Source organism: Sphingopyxis sp. Geo48 (genome assembly GCF_949769155.1).
In the GTDB taxonomy this organism is placed as follows: domain Bacteria; phylum Pseudomonadota; class Alphaproteobacteria; order Sphingomonadales; family Sphingomonadaceae; genus Sphingopyxis.
Map to the genome: position 1 here is coordinate 448637 of NZ_CATKPA010000003.1, position 14389 is coordinate 463025.

15 protein-coding genes, 1 tRNA gene and 1 pseudogene are annotated in these 14389 nt (G+C 61.5%); 4 read left to right on the forward strand and 13 right to left on the reverse strand.

Annotated elements, in window-relative coordinates; all coding sequences use genetic code 11:
* Nucleotides 1-25: 25 nt before the first annotated feature.
* The 4 genes and pseudogenes from QOL79_RS13730 to QOL79_RS13745 all read right to left on the reverse strand — a co-directional run bounded on the left by QOL79_RS13730 (nt 26) and on the right by QOL79_RS13745 (nt 2876).
* A pseudogene (locus QOL79_RS13730) lies at nt 26-418 on the reverse strand (GxxExxY protein).
* Between the two features lie 42 nt (nt 419-460).
* Nucleotides 461-709 (reverse strand): GlsB/YeaQ/YmgE family stress response membrane protein, encoded by a 249-nt coding sequence (locus tag QOL79_RS13735; RefSeq protein WP_204992304.1) that lies wholly within the window; start codon nt 707-709, stop codon nt 461-463.
* Nucleotides 706-1908 carry a M20 metallopeptidase family protein gene (locus QOL79_RS13740; RefSeq protein WP_058456824.1) on the reverse strand — a complete coding sequence of 401 codons (1203 nt, stop codon included), beginning with the start codon at nt 1906-1908 and terminating at the stop codon, nt 706-708. Before QOL79_RS13740 ends, QOL79_RS13735 begins: the two co-directional genes overlap by 4 nt.
* On the reverse strand, nt 1905-2876 hold the full coding sequence (locus QOL79_RS13745) for a DNA-methyltransferase (RefSeq protein WP_058456825.1): 972 nt from the start codon (nt 2874-2876) through the stop codon (nt 1905-1907). Before QOL79_RS13745 ends, QOL79_RS13740 begins: the two co-directional genes overlap by 4 nt.
* A gap of 67 nt (nt 2877-2943) precedes the next feature.
* Here QOL79_RS13745 and QOL79_RS13750 point away from each other — a divergent pair, with 67 nt between their 5' ends.
* Together QOL79_RS13750 and QOL79_RS13755 are read left to right on the forward strand one after the other, a co-directional pair.
* Nucleotides 2944-3174, forward strand: coding sequence for a helix-turn-helix domain-containing protein (locus tag QOL79_RS13750; RefSeq protein ID WP_058456826.1), 231 nt, complete (start codon nt 2944-2946; stop codon nt 3172-3174).
* The gene (locus QOL79_RS13755; RefSeq protein WP_197410185.1) at nt 3168-3683 is read left to right on the forward strand and encodes a PDDEXK family nuclease; all 516 of its coding nucleotides are present in this window, start codon (nt 3168-3170) and stop codon (nt 3681-3683) included. The genes QOL79_RS13750 and QOL79_RS13755 overlap by 7 nt, the downstream gene beginning before the upstream one ends.
* On the opposite strand, the gene QOL79_RS13760 is transcribed toward QOL79_RS13755, so the two are convergent.
* The gene (locus QOL79_RS13760) at nt 3680-4855 is read right to left on the reverse strand and encodes an acyl-CoA dehydrogenase family protein (RefSeq protein ID WP_058457699.1); all 1176 of its coding nucleotides are present in this window, start codon (nt 4853-4855) and stop codon (nt 3680-3682) included. The two genes, QOL79_RS13755 and QOL79_RS13760, sit on opposite strands and share 4 nt — an antisense overlap.
* 20 nt (nt 4856-4875) lie before the next feature.
* Entirely contained in the window at nt 4876-5223 is a 348-nt protein-coding gene (locus QOL79_RS13765; protein WP_058457698.1) for a hypothetical protein, read from the reverse strand.
* On the opposite strand from QOL79_RS13765, the gene QOL79_RS13770 reads away from it, so the two are divergent.
* The gene (locus tag QOL79_RS13770) at nt 5222-6493 is read left to right on the forward strand and encodes a dipeptidase (protein WP_058457697.1); all 1272 of its coding nucleotides are present in this window, start codon (nt 5222-5224) and stop codon (nt 6491-6493) included. The two genes, QOL79_RS13765 and QOL79_RS13770, sit on opposite strands and share 2 nt — an antisense overlap.
* A 3-nt stretch (nt 6494-6496) precedes the next feature.
* Here QOL79_RS13770 and QOL79_RS13775 read toward each other — a convergent pair whose 3' ends face one another.
* Nucleotides 6497-6904, reverse strand: a complete 408-nt coding sequence (locus QOL79_RS13775; RefSeq protein WP_283419960.1) for a DoxX family protein — start codon at nt 6902-6904, stop codon at nt 6497-6499.
* Nucleotides 6901-8193, reverse strand: a complete 1293-nt coding sequence (locus QOL79_RS13780; protein WP_283419961.1) for an FAD-dependent oxidoreductase — start codon at nt 8191-8193, stop codon at nt 6901-6903. The genes QOL79_RS13775 and QOL79_RS13780 overlap by 4 nt, the downstream gene beginning before the upstream one ends.
* Nucleotides 8194-8348: 155 nt before the next feature.
* Here QOL79_RS13780 and QOL79_RS13785 point away from each other — a divergent pair.
* Nucleotides 8349-8422 (forward strand) — tRNA-Gln (locus QOL79_RS13785).
* Nucleotides 8423-9001: 579 nt separating this feature from the next.
* Here QOL79_RS13785 and QOL79_RS13790 read toward each other — a convergent pair.
* The 5 genes from QOL79_RS13790 to QOL79_RS13810 all read right to left on the reverse strand — a co-directional run bounded on the left by QOL79_RS13790 (nt 9002) and on the right by QOL79_RS13810 (nt 14385).
* Nucleotides 9002-9751, reverse strand: a complete 750-nt coding sequence (locus QOL79_RS13790; RefSeq protein ID WP_283419962.1) for a DUF3800 domain-containing protein — start codon at nt 9749-9751, stop codon at nt 9002-9004.
* Nucleotides 9752-9884: 133 nt separating this feature from the next.
* Nucleotides 9885-10160, reverse strand: coding sequence for a hypothetical protein (locus QOL79_RS13795; protein WP_283419963.1), 276 nt, complete (start codon nt 10158-10160; stop codon nt 9885-9887).
* Between the two features lie 775 nt (nt 10161-10935).
* Nucleotides 10936-11433 (reverse strand): DUF4136 domain-containing protein, encoded by a 498-nt coding sequence (locus QOL79_RS13800; RefSeq protein WP_283419964.1) that lies wholly within the window; start codon nt 11431-11433, stop codon nt 10936-10938.
* Nucleotides 11434-11649: 216 nt separating this feature from the next.
* Entirely contained in the window at nt 11650-13200 is a 1551-nt protein-coding gene (locus QOL79_RS13805; RefSeq protein ID WP_283419965.1) for a DHA2 family efflux MFS transporter permease subunit, read from the reverse strand.
* Between the two features lie 24 nt (nt 13201-13224).
* A complete protein-coding gene (locus tag QOL79_RS13810; RefSeq protein WP_283419966.1) occupies nt 13225-14385 on the reverse strand; it encodes an HlyD family secretion protein in 1161 nt (386 codons plus the stop codon).
* Between the last annotated feature and the right edge of the window lie 4 nt (nt 14386-14389).

The window sequence follows — 14389 nt, forward strand, 5'->3', positions numbered from 1 at the left end:
ACAAAGACACAAAGAGGGCGCGAGCTCATCGACCCAAATCGCCATTGGCTATGCGGCGTACGCCTTCTTTGAATGTGGCTCCGCCAAAATTCATCAGGACGCCGAGTGGCAGGTTAAGCAAGCGCAAATATGTCAGCACCTGCTTGCTATGAAGCGGCGAAAGCCGTTCGACGGATTTCAATTCGACGAGCAACTGCCCCTCAAGCAACAGGTCGGCCCGAAAACCCTAAGCCAGCTCGACACCATCATATTTGATCGGAATCGCCTTTTGGCGCTCGACCAGAATTCCGCCCCGCCTCAGTTGATCGGCCAGAATCGCCTCATACGCCGATTCCAAAAGCCCCGGTCCCAAATTCCGGTGCAGCCGGAACCCGCAGTCGACGACAAACTTCGCCAAATCCTCGACATTTGCCGTCATCGCCGACCTCTTTGTGTCTTTGTGTGAGAAATTCCTTTCTCTCTACCCTCCGATCCCGAGCAGCCGCCCGACGAAGATTAGCACGATCGCGCCGATGATCGAGGCGAGGCAACCGGCGCGATGAAACTCGCCGCGCACGCCGCGCGTCGTGACCAGCCCGGCAAGCAGCGAGCCGCCGACGCCGAGCAGGATCGTCGCGATCCAGCCCATCTGCACCGCGCCGGGATAAAAGAAGCGCGCGAGGGCGCCGATGATCAGGCCCGAGACGATCGCGCCGATGATGTTGATCATGCGTTGAATCCTTTGTTCAAGAACCGTTCGGCGAGCGCCGCGTGCAGCGCCGCGCCGCGCGCCATCACCTTTTCGTCGAGCACCATATGGTTGCTGTGGAGCCCGCAGCATTGGCGCCAGTCGCTCCCCGCCTCGCTCGCGCCGAGCCAGAACATCGCGCCGGGGGCTTTTTCGAGGACGTAGGAGAAATCCTCGGCGCCCATCACCGGATTGTCCATCGTCAGCCAGGCTTCCTCGCCGAAGGTCTGCTCGACGACCGCTTGGCCGAACGCGACCGCGCGTGCATCGCAGATGGTGACGGGGAAGCCCTCGTCGATCTGGACTTCGGCGGTGCAGCCATGCGCTTCGGCGATCGCTGGGGCGAGGCGCTTCAATTCGCGCGCAACCATCGCGCGGCGTTCGGGCGACAGCGTGCGGATCGTGCCGAGCATCTCGGCGGTTTCGGGGATGATATTGTTCGTCGTCCCCGCCGCGATCTTGGCGATCGTCACGACCGCGGGATCGAAGACCGAGATGCGGCGCGTCACCATCGTCTGGATCGCGGTGACGATCGCGCAGGCGACGGGGATCGGATCGACCGCATCGTGCGGCATCGACGCATGGCCGCCCGCACCCTTGACGGTGATCGACAGCACGTCCGACGAGGCGAGCAGCGGGCCCGCGCGCCCGGCGAAAATGCCGTGCGGCGCATTGGGCATGATGTGGAGCGCGAAGGCCGCGTCGGGAAGCGGGTCTATGATCCCGTCCTCGAGCATGAAGCGCGCGCCGTGATGCCCCTCCTCGCCGGGCTGGAACATGAACATCACGGAGCCGGGCAGCCGGTCGCGCGCCGCACAGAGCAGCTTCGCCGCGCCGACGAGCATTGCGACATGCGTATCATGCCCGCACGCATGCATCGCGCCGCTGATCTCTGACGTGAAATCCAGCCCCGTTTCCTCGACCAGCGGCAACGCATCCATATCGCCGCGCAGCAGCACCGTGCGCCCGTTCGCGGGACCGCGCAGGATCGCGACCAGCCCGGTCGTCGATGGCCCCTCGCGAAATTCGAGCGGCAGCCCGGCGAGCGCATCCTTGATCTTCGCAAGCGTCTTCGGGTTCTGCAGCCCGAGTTCGGGCTCGCGATGAATCGCGCGGCGGAGGTCGACGAGGTCGCCGAGCAAAGTTTCGGCGTCCCCCACAAAAGGACTAGAAGCGTTCATTCGGCAGCCATTGGCATATCGTCCTGTAAGTCTAAAGTCTCGCCATTCACGATACGTGTATAGACGTCGAACTTTTCGTCTTTGGACATGCTGCTCGGCAAAAATCGCAGTGCTGATGCGGCTACATACTCAGGGTTCAAATCGCAGCTTATCCAGCGACGGGCCTCAGTTTCAGCCGCGCGACCCGTAGTGTTTGAACCACCGAATATATCCACGACCAAGTCATTCTCGTCCGTCAGCATTTTTATGAAGAATTCTGGAATTTTGGCAGGAAAACGTGCCGGGTGAACCCGCGCCCCAATCAATTTACAGTCCTTCGTATAGTTACCGTTGCTTTCGGAGTTTGCAATATTGAGGAGATTGCTCGGAATAGCACCCCCATTGTCCGTAGCGAAGCCCTTTGAGATGCCGTGGCCGCTCGGCCTCTGCGCAGCCGAATAATATCGATCAGGGTTGTCGAGAAGTTTTTTCATTCGATCGCTATATGGAACCAGAACCTTGCTTATGTCTGCCTTTGGCCATTCAGTTTTACTAAACCACCAAATTGTATTTACTGAGTCTTTAACTCGAATTTTTCTTTTATTCACCCATTCTATGGGGCTCGGAAGCTTCGATGGATTGTTCCAGAAAAATTCTTGAGCCAAATGAAAACCAAGCTCGTCGCAGAACTTTATGAGCACGCGGAAATTATATAAGCTACGCGAAGGGGCGCCTTTTTGGTAAGCGCCACCAAGATCGAGCACAAAGCTACCGCTCGGTTTCAGTTTCTTAAAAACAAGCTGGGCGAACTCTGTTAGCCAGTCGATGTAGCTTGCCTGATCTTTATTTCCGTACTCCTTCTCGCGCTGTAACGCGAAGGGGGGTGACGTAATGACAAGATCGATGCTTTCATTCTGCATCTGCCGAAGCAAATCTAGTGAGTCTCCTGAAAAAGCTTCACCAAATTCAGTTCGATAGGCACTTTGCATCGAAAATCATCCTAACTGCTACTCAAATGCTGTAGACATAGAGGCATCAAGCGCCGTCTCTGTGACCATGCACAAATCGGGTGGAAACACAAGGAACATTCTGGCAACGAACTTGCGTCGGCTGCGCTCATCGATGGGTATGAGTCAAGAGGCGTTAGCGGATTTGGCTCACTTGCATCGGACTTTCGTCGGTTCGGTCGAAAGGCAAGAGCGGAACATCTCTCTGGACAATATTGAGCGCTTGGCTGTGGCTTTGGGCGTCAGCGTTAGTGAACTGCTAAGGCAAGAAGAATGCTGAAACCACATAAAGACAAGGCGCGGCTCGATCGCTTGTTCCCGGCGTTACGGGAGTATCAGGCTCTCGCCTCCGCGCATGGGATTTCAGACATTTTCCAGGACAACGGCGGGAAGCTTCTTCAGCTATTGATCGAGCTGGATTTGACGATTGTTGCAGGTCGAGCGGGAAGTGACGCGATAGACAGGTCGGGAAGGGAGTTTGAGATCAAGACGATGAACCTGTCGTTGACCCGCAGCTTCTCGACGCACCATCATCTTAACGATGCAATTTTGAGGCACTTCAGGTCAGTCGATTGGCTGTTCGCCTTCTATCGTGGAATCGAGTTGTCTGCGGTCTATCGCATGTCTCCTCCTCAGCTTGAGGGACTTTTTGCCAAGTGGGAGGCAACTTGGTTGGAGCGAGGAAAGAGGGACCTGAATAATCCCAAAATACCAGCCCGCTTCGTTTGCGAGAATGGCCAGTTGATTTACGGCTTCCCTCCCCAGCAAGGCTTGACGCACACCGCCTAGCGCTTCCCTCCGAACAATTGCCGCCCAGCCAAATCGAGCATGATTTCCTCGCTGCCGCCGCCGATCGCGTTGACGCGCACTTCGCGGTAGATGCGTTCGACCTTGCTGCCGGTGATGTAGGAGGCGCCGCCGAGAATCTGCGCCGCCTCGCGCGCGACGGCTTCGAGCATCCGCGTCGCCTGCACCTTTAGCATCGCGAAGTCGGCGGGGCGGTCCTTGCCCTCCTTGACCTGCCAGGCGCAAAGGTCGACCCATGCCTGCGTCGCCTCGATCTGGCGTTCCATGTCGGCGAGCTTGATGCGGATCGACTGGTGGCCGACGAGCGGACGCCCAAAGGTCTCGCGTTGCTGCGCCCATTCGGCGGCCTCGGCCATCGCGACGCGCGCCATCGCGCAGCAACCCATCGCCATGCCGAGGCGCTCGCTGTTGAAATTGCGCATGATGCCGATGAAGCCGCCATTCTCGGGACCGATCAGATTTTCGGCGGGGACGCGGACGTCGCTGAAGTGGATCGCGGCGGTGTCGCTGCAGCGCCAGCCCATCTTGTCGAGCCGCGTGCGCTCGACGCCGGGGCTCTCCATGTCGATCAGCAACAGCGAGATGCCCGCGGCGCCGGGGCCGCCGGTGCGCACGGCGCAGGTCAGCCAGTCGGCGCGCATGCCGCTGGTGATGAACATCTTGCCGCCGTTGACCAGGTAGGAGTCGCCGTCGCGCACCGCGGTCGTCTTGAGGTTCGCGACGTCGCTGCCGCCGCCCGCCTCGGTGATGCCGAGCGCGATGATCTTGTCGCCCGCGAGGACCGGAGGCGCGATACGCTGTTTCAGTTCGTCGGAACCGAGGGCAAGGATCGGGGGCAAGCCGATGCCGTGCGTCATCAGCGACGCGCCGAGTCCGCCCGCGCCCACTGCGGCGAGTTCCTCGGTTAGCACGAGACCGTGGAAATTGTCGAAGCCTTCCGAATGGCCGCCATATTGTTCGGGATAGCGCAGGCCGAGGATGCCCGCCTCGGCGGCTTTCCGGTGCAGGTCGCGCGGCAATTCGCCCGCGGCCTCCCAGCGGTCGATGTGCGGCGCGATCTCGCGCGCGACGAAACGGCGGACGCTTTGCGCCAGCGCGTCGTGGGTTTCGTCATAATAGGGCGAACGCGCGCGCCAGTCGTCGAAGGCCGTCATCGCGCGATGCTGCGCGGGGTTTACGCGAACGTCAAGGCAAGTCTGACCCGTGGGTGCGGCGCAGAAAAAATCGCACGCAAAGGCGCAAAGGTGCAAAGAAGAGAGAAAAAAGGGATCTCACACAAAGACACAAAGAGGGCGCTGGACGCCAGCAACCGCAGCGCCATAATCACGCGAAGCGCCTTTATGGCCGCCTGCGGCGACAAGCTGCCATCCGCGTGGGCGCGCGCCCTCTTTGTGTCTTTGTGTGAGATTTTATTTTCTTCGCGTATTTGCGCCTTTGCGTGAAACAAACCGCACGCCCTCGCGACCTCCCGCTCCGCCTCGGGCTTGCGCCGTCCGATCAACGCATTAGGGTCGCGCGCCATGAACAAAGCCCCCCTGCTTGTCGGCCTCGCCGCATTCGCCCTGATCTCCACTCCCACCATGGCGCAAAAGTCGCCCGAGGCGACCGCCGAAGCCGCGCTCAAAAAGGCGCCGGTGTTCGACGGCCATAATGACGTGCCCTGGGCGCTGCGCGGCCGCGCTGCCAACATGATCAATGATTTCGACTTCGTCGACACGACCGATACCGCGAAGCCCGACGCCGATCCGCCGGTGATCGCGATGCACACCGACCTTCGGCGCCTGCGCAAGGGCCATGTCGGGGCGCAATTCTGGTCGGTCTATGTGCCCGCGAACAGCAACGAGCAGCAGGCGGTGCAGCAAACGCTCGAACAGATCGACGTCACCAAACGGCTCGTCGCGCGCTACCCGAACGACCTTGCGCTCGCGGCCAATTCGGCCGAGCTTGAAAAGGCGATGAAGGCGGGCAAGATCGCCGGGATGATGGGGATGGAGGGCGGCCAGTCGATCGGCTCGTCACTCGCCGTGCTGCGCCAGATGTATGATCTCGGGGCGCGCTACATGACGCTGACGCACTCGAAGAACATCCCGTGGGCCGACAGCGCGACCGACGCGCCCGCGCTCGATGGCCTCAACGATTTCGGTCGGCAGGTCGTGCGCGAGATGAACCGCATCGGCATGATCGTCGACCTGAGCCATGTCAGCGAAGCCACGATGAAGGACGCGCTGGAGGTTGCGAAGGCGCCGGTGATGTTCAGCCATTCGGGGGTGCGCGCGGTGAACCCGCATCCGCGCAACGTCCCCGACAGTGTGCTGCCGCTCGTCAAGGCGAATGGCGGGATCGTGATGGTCGTCCTGCTGCCGAGCTTCCTCGACGCCGATGTCCGCGCGCAGGGGCTTGCGCGCACGGCCGAGGAGGCGCGGCTGAAGGCGCTCTATCCGGGCGATCCGGCGGCAGCGAAGGCCGCGTTGCAGGCATGGGATGCCGCAAACCCGGTGCCGAAGACCAATGTGCAGAAGGTCGCCGACCATATCGACCATATCAAGACGATGATCGGGGTCGATCATATCGGGCTCGGCGGCGATTATGACGGGATGGATTCGGCGCCGGTCGGGATGGAGGATGTGTCGGGATACCCCGCGCTGTTCACCGAGCTTGCGAAGCGTGGCTATTCGCAGGCCGATCTCGAAAAGATCGCCAGCGGCAACATGCTGCGCGTGCTGAAGGCGGTCGAGGCCTATGCGGCAAGCCAGAAAGGCCAGCCGCCGATCGAGACGCCGGTCGCGAAATAGAGGCTAGCGGCGGCGGAACGGCCAGTCGGTCGCGCCGCTCGCCCACAGCGCCCACCAGATGATCAGCGGCTGCAGCGCGAGGCGCGGGCCGTGGTACCACCAGCTCAGCGTCTCGCCATTGATCGCGACGTTCGCAAGCGCATGGTGAAAGTTCGCGGGCCAGACGCAGAGTGCATAGAGGGCGAGGCCCCAGCCCGCGGCCTTGCGCGTCTGCGGGACCATCAGCCCGAGTGCGCCCGCCAGCTCGGCAACGCCGGTCGCGGCGACGACGAATTGGGGCTGCGGTACCCACTCCGGCGTGATCGCAAGGAAGGGCGCGGGCGTCGCGAGATGGCGATAGCCCGCATAGCCATAGGCAAGCGCCAGCAGCCAGCGCAGCAGTGCGCGGATGCCGTCCCGGCCGGGGCTCACCGTCCGATCGCGGCGAGCATCGCCTCGACGCTGGTGAACTTCTCGCGCGGGTTGCCGTCGAGCGCGGCCGCTATCTCGGCCGCTTCGATCTTGCGCCAGTCGCGGAAGGTGACGGGCACGATATCGCGGTTCGCGAGTAGCGCGTCGAGGCCGGCGCGCCCGGCCTTGCCCGCGCCGCGCCCGATGTCCTCCAGCACCATTTCGGCGATGCGGGCACCGTCGGGCTTGTTCGTCCCGATCGTTCCCGACGGGCCGCGCCGGGCCCAGCCCACCGCATAGAGCCCGGGAAGCACCCGCCCCTCGTCGCTCGCGAAGCGGCCGCGGCCATGCTCATAGGGGACACCGGGGATCGGCGGGGTCTGATAGCCGATGCAGCTGATCACCAGCCCCGCGTCGATCGCATAGGTTTCGCCGGTGCCGTGGCTGCGCAGGTCGGCGTCGAGCGTCGTGCGTTCGACGATCACGCGCTCGACGCGCCCGTCTCCCTCGATCCGGACGGGCATCGCAAAGAAGTCGAACTCGATCGTCACGGGCTTCGCGACCGGATTCGCGGCGAAGCTGCGGAGGTGTGTCACCGACTTGCGCATCCCGGGTTCGAGCATGGCGTCGTCGCCTTCGTCGGGAAGGTCGGCGGGGTCGACGCGCGGGCTGGCGCGCTCGAGATGGCCGAGCTCGCCAAGTTCCTTGGGGGTCATGGCGATCTGGTGCGGGCCGCGGCGCCCGAGAATGTGGATCTCGCGCACCGCGCTGTCGGAAAGCGCCGCGCGGGCGTGCGACACGATATCGCTGCCCGCGAACTCCTCCGGGGTCTTGGCAAGGATGCGGGCGACGTCGAGCGCGACATTGCCGTTGCCGACGACCACAACGCCGGGGGCATCGAGCGACGGATCGAGCTTCGCGAAATCGGGATGGCCGTTGTACCAGCCCACGAAGGCCGCGCTGCCGATCACCCCCGGCAGCGAGGCGCCGGGGATGTCGAGCGGGCGATCGTGCGGGGCGCCGGTCGCCAGCACCACGGCGTCATAGAGGCTCGTCAATTCATCGATGCTGACGTCGGTGCCGACCGAGACATGGCCGACGAAGCGGACGTTGTCGGTGAGCGCGACGCCTTCGTAGCGGCGCGAGACCGCCTTGATCGACTGGTGATCGGGGGCGACGCCGGTGCGGATCAGGCCATAGGGAACGGGCAACCTGTCGATGACGTCGATCGCGATATCGTCGGCTTTCTGCAATGCTTCGGCGGTATAATATCCTGCCGGACCCGACCCGACGATCGCGACATGACGCATCAACCCACCTCCATGTGCGGGGTCTGCGCCAGGGCGCGGCCCCTCTTGTTATGGCGCGATGCTAGCGGCGAAATGCCGGAGGGCAAGCGGGCTGTTGCAAATCGAAGCAGCGGCCTTGACAGGACGGCCACGCAATCATATTGCGCCCGCCTCGTTGCCCCGTCGTCTAATGGTAAGACTACGGATTCTGATTCCGTCTATTGAGGTTCGAATCCTCACGGGGCATCCAATTTCTCCTAAAGTCCTTTATTTTCAAGGGGTTGGTCGGCATACGGCCGGAATTTACCCAACAATTGTTGGGTAAGTAGCAATTCAACCCCCTGTTCTTCGGATTCTATCCGTGCACTCACACAGCAACGAATTGCAAACGGATTTATTGGTGATTCGTGCTGGCGCACGCTCTGAGGCCTTCATTATTGAGCGTCGGTTGGAGGGAGCCGAGCGATGAAGCTCGGGATGGTTTTTTGCCGTCCGTGACCCAGTTTACCCAACACTTACCCAACAAATCCGCTTTCTTGGCCTGAGTGAGCTTTTGTTGCGCTTTCTTCGCCGCCCGTGGCACTACGAGCTATGGCAAGGCTTGAGGATCGCAGCATCCGCAGCAACACCGCTCAGGGCCATTTCGGCATCTTTAAGCGGGGCATGAAGGGCATCGTCGGCAAGCGATTACCTGCGGGACCTGTTGCGGCGAACTGAGTCCAAACCGAGTCAGGCCGTAGCTGTTCAGCTTGAGTTCCAATTTGATGGAGTATACATTTTTTCTACGGCGCGGGTCCCGAACCTCTGACGTAAGGTCGGCTTGCAATCGCTAGGTGCCCGCGCCGCCCTTCAAATGCTTTGAATCCAGATTCCAGATTGAAAAGTCTGTGGCGGTTTTGGGTGTGTCCGCGTCGTAATGCGGGAGGCCAGATTGGCCGAGGACATATCCCGCTAGATTGGCCTTATAGATTCCAGCGTCTTGATCCTCGAATCGTCGATTCTTGTGGGCGCAGATCGCGCCAAGGAGCAGGTCGTTGATCTGGAGCAACGGCTCGGTTTGTGAGTCTCGAAACTCGATGATCTTTAAGGCGTCATTGCAGCCATATGGCCTAGCGGCGGAATTGAGGCCCTTGAGAAGCTTGGGAAGACCGTCAAGTTCATTGCATTGGTCTATCAGGGCATAGCAATCGTACTGGGTTCCATGCTTCTTGAGTAGGCGATGAAGGATCAGTTGGTAGTACATGCGCTTCATGCTTTCGGCCTTGCCGCCGTCGGTCCGCAAATCATGGTCAAAGCGCTGAAAATCTACCAAGAGGCAATGGAAGAGAAGTTCGCGCTTCTGGATCAGCGAGAATATCCAGTGAACGAGCGCGCGGTGCTTCTCAAGCGAGGCTTTTTTTGTGGAGTTCCACTTCGCCTCCTTGGTTAGGTTCAGAGCCGACTTCCGACGCAAAAACTCGCTCCTTATGCGTGAGACGTCGCTATGTGTTACGATAACGCCACCCACGGCGAGGTAGCGGTCGGTATCCTTTCCTGCCTCATCGCAAAAGAACGCAATTTTAGGAGCTGTGCTGGTCATGGCTGATACGAGCGCCGGGTCCTCGAGGAGTCAATCCGACAAGTTTAAAGATGGGGCTCGCAAGATCAGTACCGACGAAAGCACGGAGCGCTGGAAAGCTAGCTTGCCCAGATTGTGAAACGCGCGGACCCGCCTAAGGAAAGTAGCGGTCTATCATGTCTTTTGTGCCCTGAAACGCCTTGCCCCAAACCGGCTTTGATTCGATCTCGATAATCATCAAGCGATCATTTTCATCGATAAATTGAGCCAAATATCGATAGATTTTCGCTTTCGTGGAACTGAGGTCAAGTAGCCAAGCAGACCACTGTGTCCGCACCCCGTCCAATTCCTTCAATGCGTCTGTTAGCGGCTTGTAGTCGTGGCCGTCTTGTTCTTTTACCAAATCATATGTTGCCAGATACAGCGGCATCCCACCCTCCCGTCTTAGCGATTACGTGAGAATATCCCGATTCCGCGGGGAGTCGAGTCCGCGGGTTTTCAAAGTATACAATCGCCAAATTTTTACCCAACGCTTACCCAACAAATGTGTTCGGTTGGCGTGAGATGTCTCGAGACGATGTGAGACAACAAAAGCGAGTAAATCGGCGGGTTTTGTTGCCTCAGTGAGATGGTCCGAGACGTCGTGAAACTCGACTGTGCTGTTTCACGGGGCATCCAGAACCATGTCAGATTTCATCTGAAGCCGCTCATAATTTCTTAGATGAGCGATTCTCTCCTATCCCGTTGAGATTTACCCCGCAATTTTCAGATTTGCAGAGGTGTGGGGTAGATGGCAGATTTATGCCATTTAGGGAGCCCGGCGGAGACTGCATTCAGCGATTCAAGGTGCCAACCGTCGAGTTTCACCAATGCTATTCGCTCCATTTAAGACGATGGCCCGAGACGCATATGCCCGCGGTACCTAGTTTTTGACCAATCCCAAGGCGATCGGTTGTCAGCATTGCGCCTGATGCCGGCCGTTCCGACCTTCATCGGCGTCCACACAAAAGCGGGCGTTCGATCGACGCGCTGACGATGCCGCTCGCAACGATTGCCTTGGGCTCGGTTTAATGGGGCTGCGCGAAACGGGCGCATCTGTAAGCCTCATGATAATCGAATGGCGTCCTGGGTGGGAAGGTCAGACGGCCTGAAAGTCGAGCGAACGAGGGGCTTGGGGCTTGGCCCCTCGTTCGCGGCGGTGCCGCTCATTGCGTCGGCAGCGCCTTGGTCATGTCGCGCAGCAGCACCGTCAACTTGGCTTCCGACACGTCCTTGCCCGTAACGCGCTTCTTCGACGTGGCGCGCCAGACGAGGCGGCCGGTCTCGCGCTCGATCAGGTCGAGCACCAGCGTGCCCTGCGTATGCTGGCTCGCGTCCAATCGATAATCGCCCGCTGTCGGGCAGAAGGGCAAGCCGCAGTCCGCGCCATCGGCCTTCAGCTTGCCACCGGTTTCGGGCTGCATGATGACCGTGTAGGCGACCAGCAGGTCTGCTTCGGCCGGGTCTTCGGTCAGGCGATAGCCGCGCGTCTCCAGCATGGCTTCGGTCGTCGTGCGCAGCCGATCGACGGCGATCTCGTTCGTGATCGCGGGATCGGGGACGCCGGTTCCGAAGGCACGCATCGGCGCCCAGGCGAAGGTCGCGCCCTTGGCCAGCGCCGGCGACGAAGACTGGATGACCTCGACCTTGGCGGCCGCCTGCATTGTTATAGCGGCGCCTACGAAAGCGAAAGCGATTGCGAGACTTTTGACGATATTCATGAGGATTTCCTGTTCTGTTTCTTGTGTGGGGAGTGGTCGGCATCGGGCGCCGACGTCGGTTTGACGATCGGGCACGATGCCGGTTCTTGTCGCCCGGCACCGGGTCTCTTGTCCCCGGGCCGGTATCCGCGGATTGTCGGGCCGCTTCGGATCGGCCGCCTAGTGCGCGCCGCTCGTGTCAATCGGCCCCTTGGGCTTGGGCACCAGCCAGATGAGCGTCGCTGCCGCCCCCAGACAAAGGGCGATCACGCCGAACATGTTGAGCGTCGCCAGCATGACGCTCTGGCCTTCGATAACATATGACAGCAGTGTCCTTGCCGTGTCGGCGGGAACGCCTTGGGCGACCATCGAGCCGACCGCCGCGTCGCCGTGCTGCATCGCATTGACGATCTCGGTGTTGTTGGCTCGCGTCGCGTTCGACCAGCCGCTCTGGATCAGCGAGGTGGCGAAAGCGCCGGCGAGCGTCCGCATGAAGTTCGACAGGCCGGCCGCATCGGCCTGTTCGTGCGGTTCGACGCTCGCCATGGCAAGCCCCGTGACGGGGACGAAGAACATGACCATGAACGTGCCGGTGAGGAGCGTCGGCCAGGCCATTTGCTGAAAGGTGACGTCGTTGCTGAAGGTCAGCATGCGCCAGACCATGATCAGGGCTAGGCCGAGGATGCCGATGCAGACGACCAACCGCGGGTCGAACTTGTCGACGGCCTTGCCCACCAGCGGAGCGCAGAGCACGGCGAGGATGCCCATGATGCCCGTGGCATAGCCCGCCCAGGTGGCGGTATAGCCCATATTGGACTGTAGCCAGAGCGGCAGGATCACGATGCTGGCGAAGAAGGCGCCGAAGCCAACCGAATAGGTCGTCGCGGCCCCGACGAAGCCGCGGTGCCGGAAGACCTTGAGGTTGACGATCGGATTCTTCTCGGTGAGCTCCCAGATCAGGAAGGCGGCAAAGCCGATGGCGGCGATGATGCCGAGGGCGCGGATCTCGTGGCTGGCGAACCAGTCATGGTTGCGGCCCTCGTCGAGCATGATCTGAAGCGCGCCGACCCAGACGACGAGGAGCGCTAGACCGACCTTGTCGATCATCGCCTGGAACCTGGGATCGGCTTGGCCGCGCATCAGCATGAACAGAACGACACCCGCTGCGGCGGCTACCGGAACCTTGATGAAGAAGATCCATTCCCAGCCATAATTGTCGCAGATGATGCCGCCGAGGATCGGACCGGCGACCGGCCCGATCAGCGTCGTCATCGCCCAGATCACCGTGGCCAGCGTCGCCTTCTCCTTGGGGAAGATGCGCAGCAGCAGCATTTGCGAAAGCGGCATGATCGGCCCGCCGAACAGGCCGAGCAGGACACGCATGCCGAGCAGCATGCCGAGCGAACCCGCCAGACCGCACAGCAGCGAAATCGCCGCGAACGCGAGATAACAGATGATGAAGGTGCGCTGTGCGCCGTATTTCTTGGCCAGAAAGCCGGTGAGCGGGACGGTGATCGCCTCCGCCACCGCATAGGAGGTGATCACCCATGTTCCCTGGCTCGCGGAGACGCCGAGGGCCCCTGCGATGGTATTGACCGACACATTGGCGATCGTCGTGTCGAGCACGACGAGAAAGTTGCCGAGGCCGAACAGGATGGCGGCGATGTAGAGTTTGATGCCGGTGAGCGGAGGCGCCTCTCGCGCCTCCGCAAAGGCTTTGAATATGGACATGTGCGTGTCCCTCTTTGCCGGGCCTTATTTGGCGAGCTGGACGTCGACGTTCATCGAGAGGCCGACGCGCAGCGGGTGCGCATCGAGTTCCTTCGGGTCGAGCTTGATGCGGACGGGCAAGCGCTGGACGACCTTGATCCAGTTGCCGGTGGCGTTCTGCGCGGGGACGAGCGCGAAGGCCGCGCCGGTGCCGCCCGAGAAGCCGACGACCTTGCCGTGATAGACGACATCCTCGCCATAGAGGTCCGAGGTCAGCTTGACCGGCTGTCCGGGGCGGACCTTGGCCAGCTCGACTTCCTTGAAATTCGCATCGACATAGGCCGCCTGCACCGGAACGACGAGCATCAGCGTGGCGCCGGGCTGGACGCGCTGTCCGACCTGGACCTGCCGCCGCGAAACGACACCGTCGACCGGCGCCTTGATGACCGTGCGTTCGAGATCGACGCGTGCTTGGTCGAGCGCGGCGCGCGCCGCGAGCACTTCGGGGTTGGTGTCGACGGTCGTGTTGGCAATCATTGCGCGATTGGCGTCGCGATCGCCGACGGCGACGTTGCGCGCAGCGGCGGCCTGGGCACGCGCCGCCTGAGCCGCGCGAAGGTTCGCCGCGGCATTGTCATAGGCGTTGCGGACCGTGGTGAGCTCGTCGCCTGACACGGCGCCAGAGGTGACCAGAGCCTTGCGGCGGTCGAGGTCGATCCTCGCCTTGTCGAAGCTCGCCCTGGCGGCGGTCACTTCGGCTTCGGCGCGCATGATATCCGCGTCGCGAGCGCTGATTTGCGCCCCAAGACCATTGTCGGTCGCCATCAGGCCCTGGACGCGGCGGATGGCGCGTTGCAGATCGGCCTCGGCGCGCGCGACCGCGATCCTCGCGTCGGTGTCGTCAAGGCGCACCAGAACGTCGCCGCGGCGCACGCGCTGCGCATCCTGAACCAGCACGGCGGCGACGGGCGCCGACACCTGCGAGGTGACCTGCGCGACATCGGCGCCGACATAGGCGTTGTCGGTGACCGCGTGCTTCGACGCCGACAGGACGTCATAGGCGGTATAGCCGCCGCCGATCAGCGCGATGCCTGCGGCAAGCGCGCCGAACAGCTGCTTGCGTTTGGTCTTCGTCCTGGCATCGGCCATTTCGTCGGCATGGACTTCTTCGATGGCACGCAAGGTGCCCGGATCTCTATCGGCCATTTTC

Excerpts from the sequence above, each read along its gene's own strand:
- QOL79_RS13735 (WP_204992304.1), bottom strand. The coding sequence starts at position 709 with ATGATCAACATCATCGGCGCGATCGTCTCGGGCCTGATCATCGGCGCC.
- QOL79_RS13740 (WP_058456824.1), bottom strand. The coding sequence starts at position 1,908 with ATGAACGCTTCTAGTCCTTTTGTGGGGGACGCCGAAACTTTGCTCGGC.
- QOL79_RS13745 (WP_058456825.1), bottom strand. The coding sequence starts at position 2,876 with ATGCAAAGTGCCTATCGAACTGAATTTGGTGAAGCTTTTTCAGGAGAC.
- QOL79_RS13750 (WP_058456826.1), top strand. The coding sequence starts at position 2,944 with ATGCACAAATCGGGTGGAAACACAAGGAACATTCTGGCAACGAACTTG.
- QOL79_RS13755 (WP_197410185.1), top strand. The coding sequence starts at position 3,168 with ATGCTGAAACCACATAAAGACAAGGCGCGGCTCGATCGCTTGTTCCCG.
- QOL79_RS13760 (WP_058457699.1), bottom strand. The coding sequence starts at position 4,855 with ATGACGGCCTTCGACGACTGGCGCGCGCGTTCGCCCTATTATGACGAA.
- QOL79_RS13770 (WP_058457697.1), top strand. The coding sequence starts at position 5,222 with ATGAACAAAGCCCCCCTGCTTGTCGGCCTCGCCGCATTCGCCCTGATC.
- QOL79_RS13765 (WP_058457698.1), bottom strand. The coding sequence starts at position 5,223 with ATGGCGCGCGACCCTAATGCGTTGATCGGACGGCGCAAGCCCGAGGCG.
- QOL79_RS13780 (WP_283419961.1), bottom strand. The coding sequence starts at position 8,193 with ATGCGTCATGTCGCGATCGTCGGGTCGGGTCCGGCAGGATATTATACC.
- QOL79_RS13790 (WP_283419962.1), bottom strand. The coding sequence starts at position 9,751 with ATGACCAGCACAGCTCCTAAAATTGCGTTCTTTTGCGATGAGGCAGGA.
- QOL79_RS13795 (WP_283419963.1), bottom strand. The coding sequence starts at position 10,160 with ATGCCGCTGTATCTGGCAACATATGATTTGGTAAAAGAACAAGACGGC.
- QOL79_RS13800 (WP_283419964.1), bottom strand. The coding sequence starts at position 11,433 with ATGCAGGCGGCCGCCAAGGTCGAGGTCATCCAGTCTTCGTCGCCGGCG.
- QOL79_RS13805 (WP_283419965.1), bottom strand. The coding sequence starts at position 13,200 with ATGTCCATATTCAAAGCCTTTGCGGAGGCGCGAGAGGCGCCTCCGCTC.
- QOL79_RS13810 (WP_283419966.1), bottom strand. The coding sequence starts at position 14,385 with ATGGCCGATAGAGATCCGGGCACCTTGCGTGCCATCGAAGAAGTCCAT.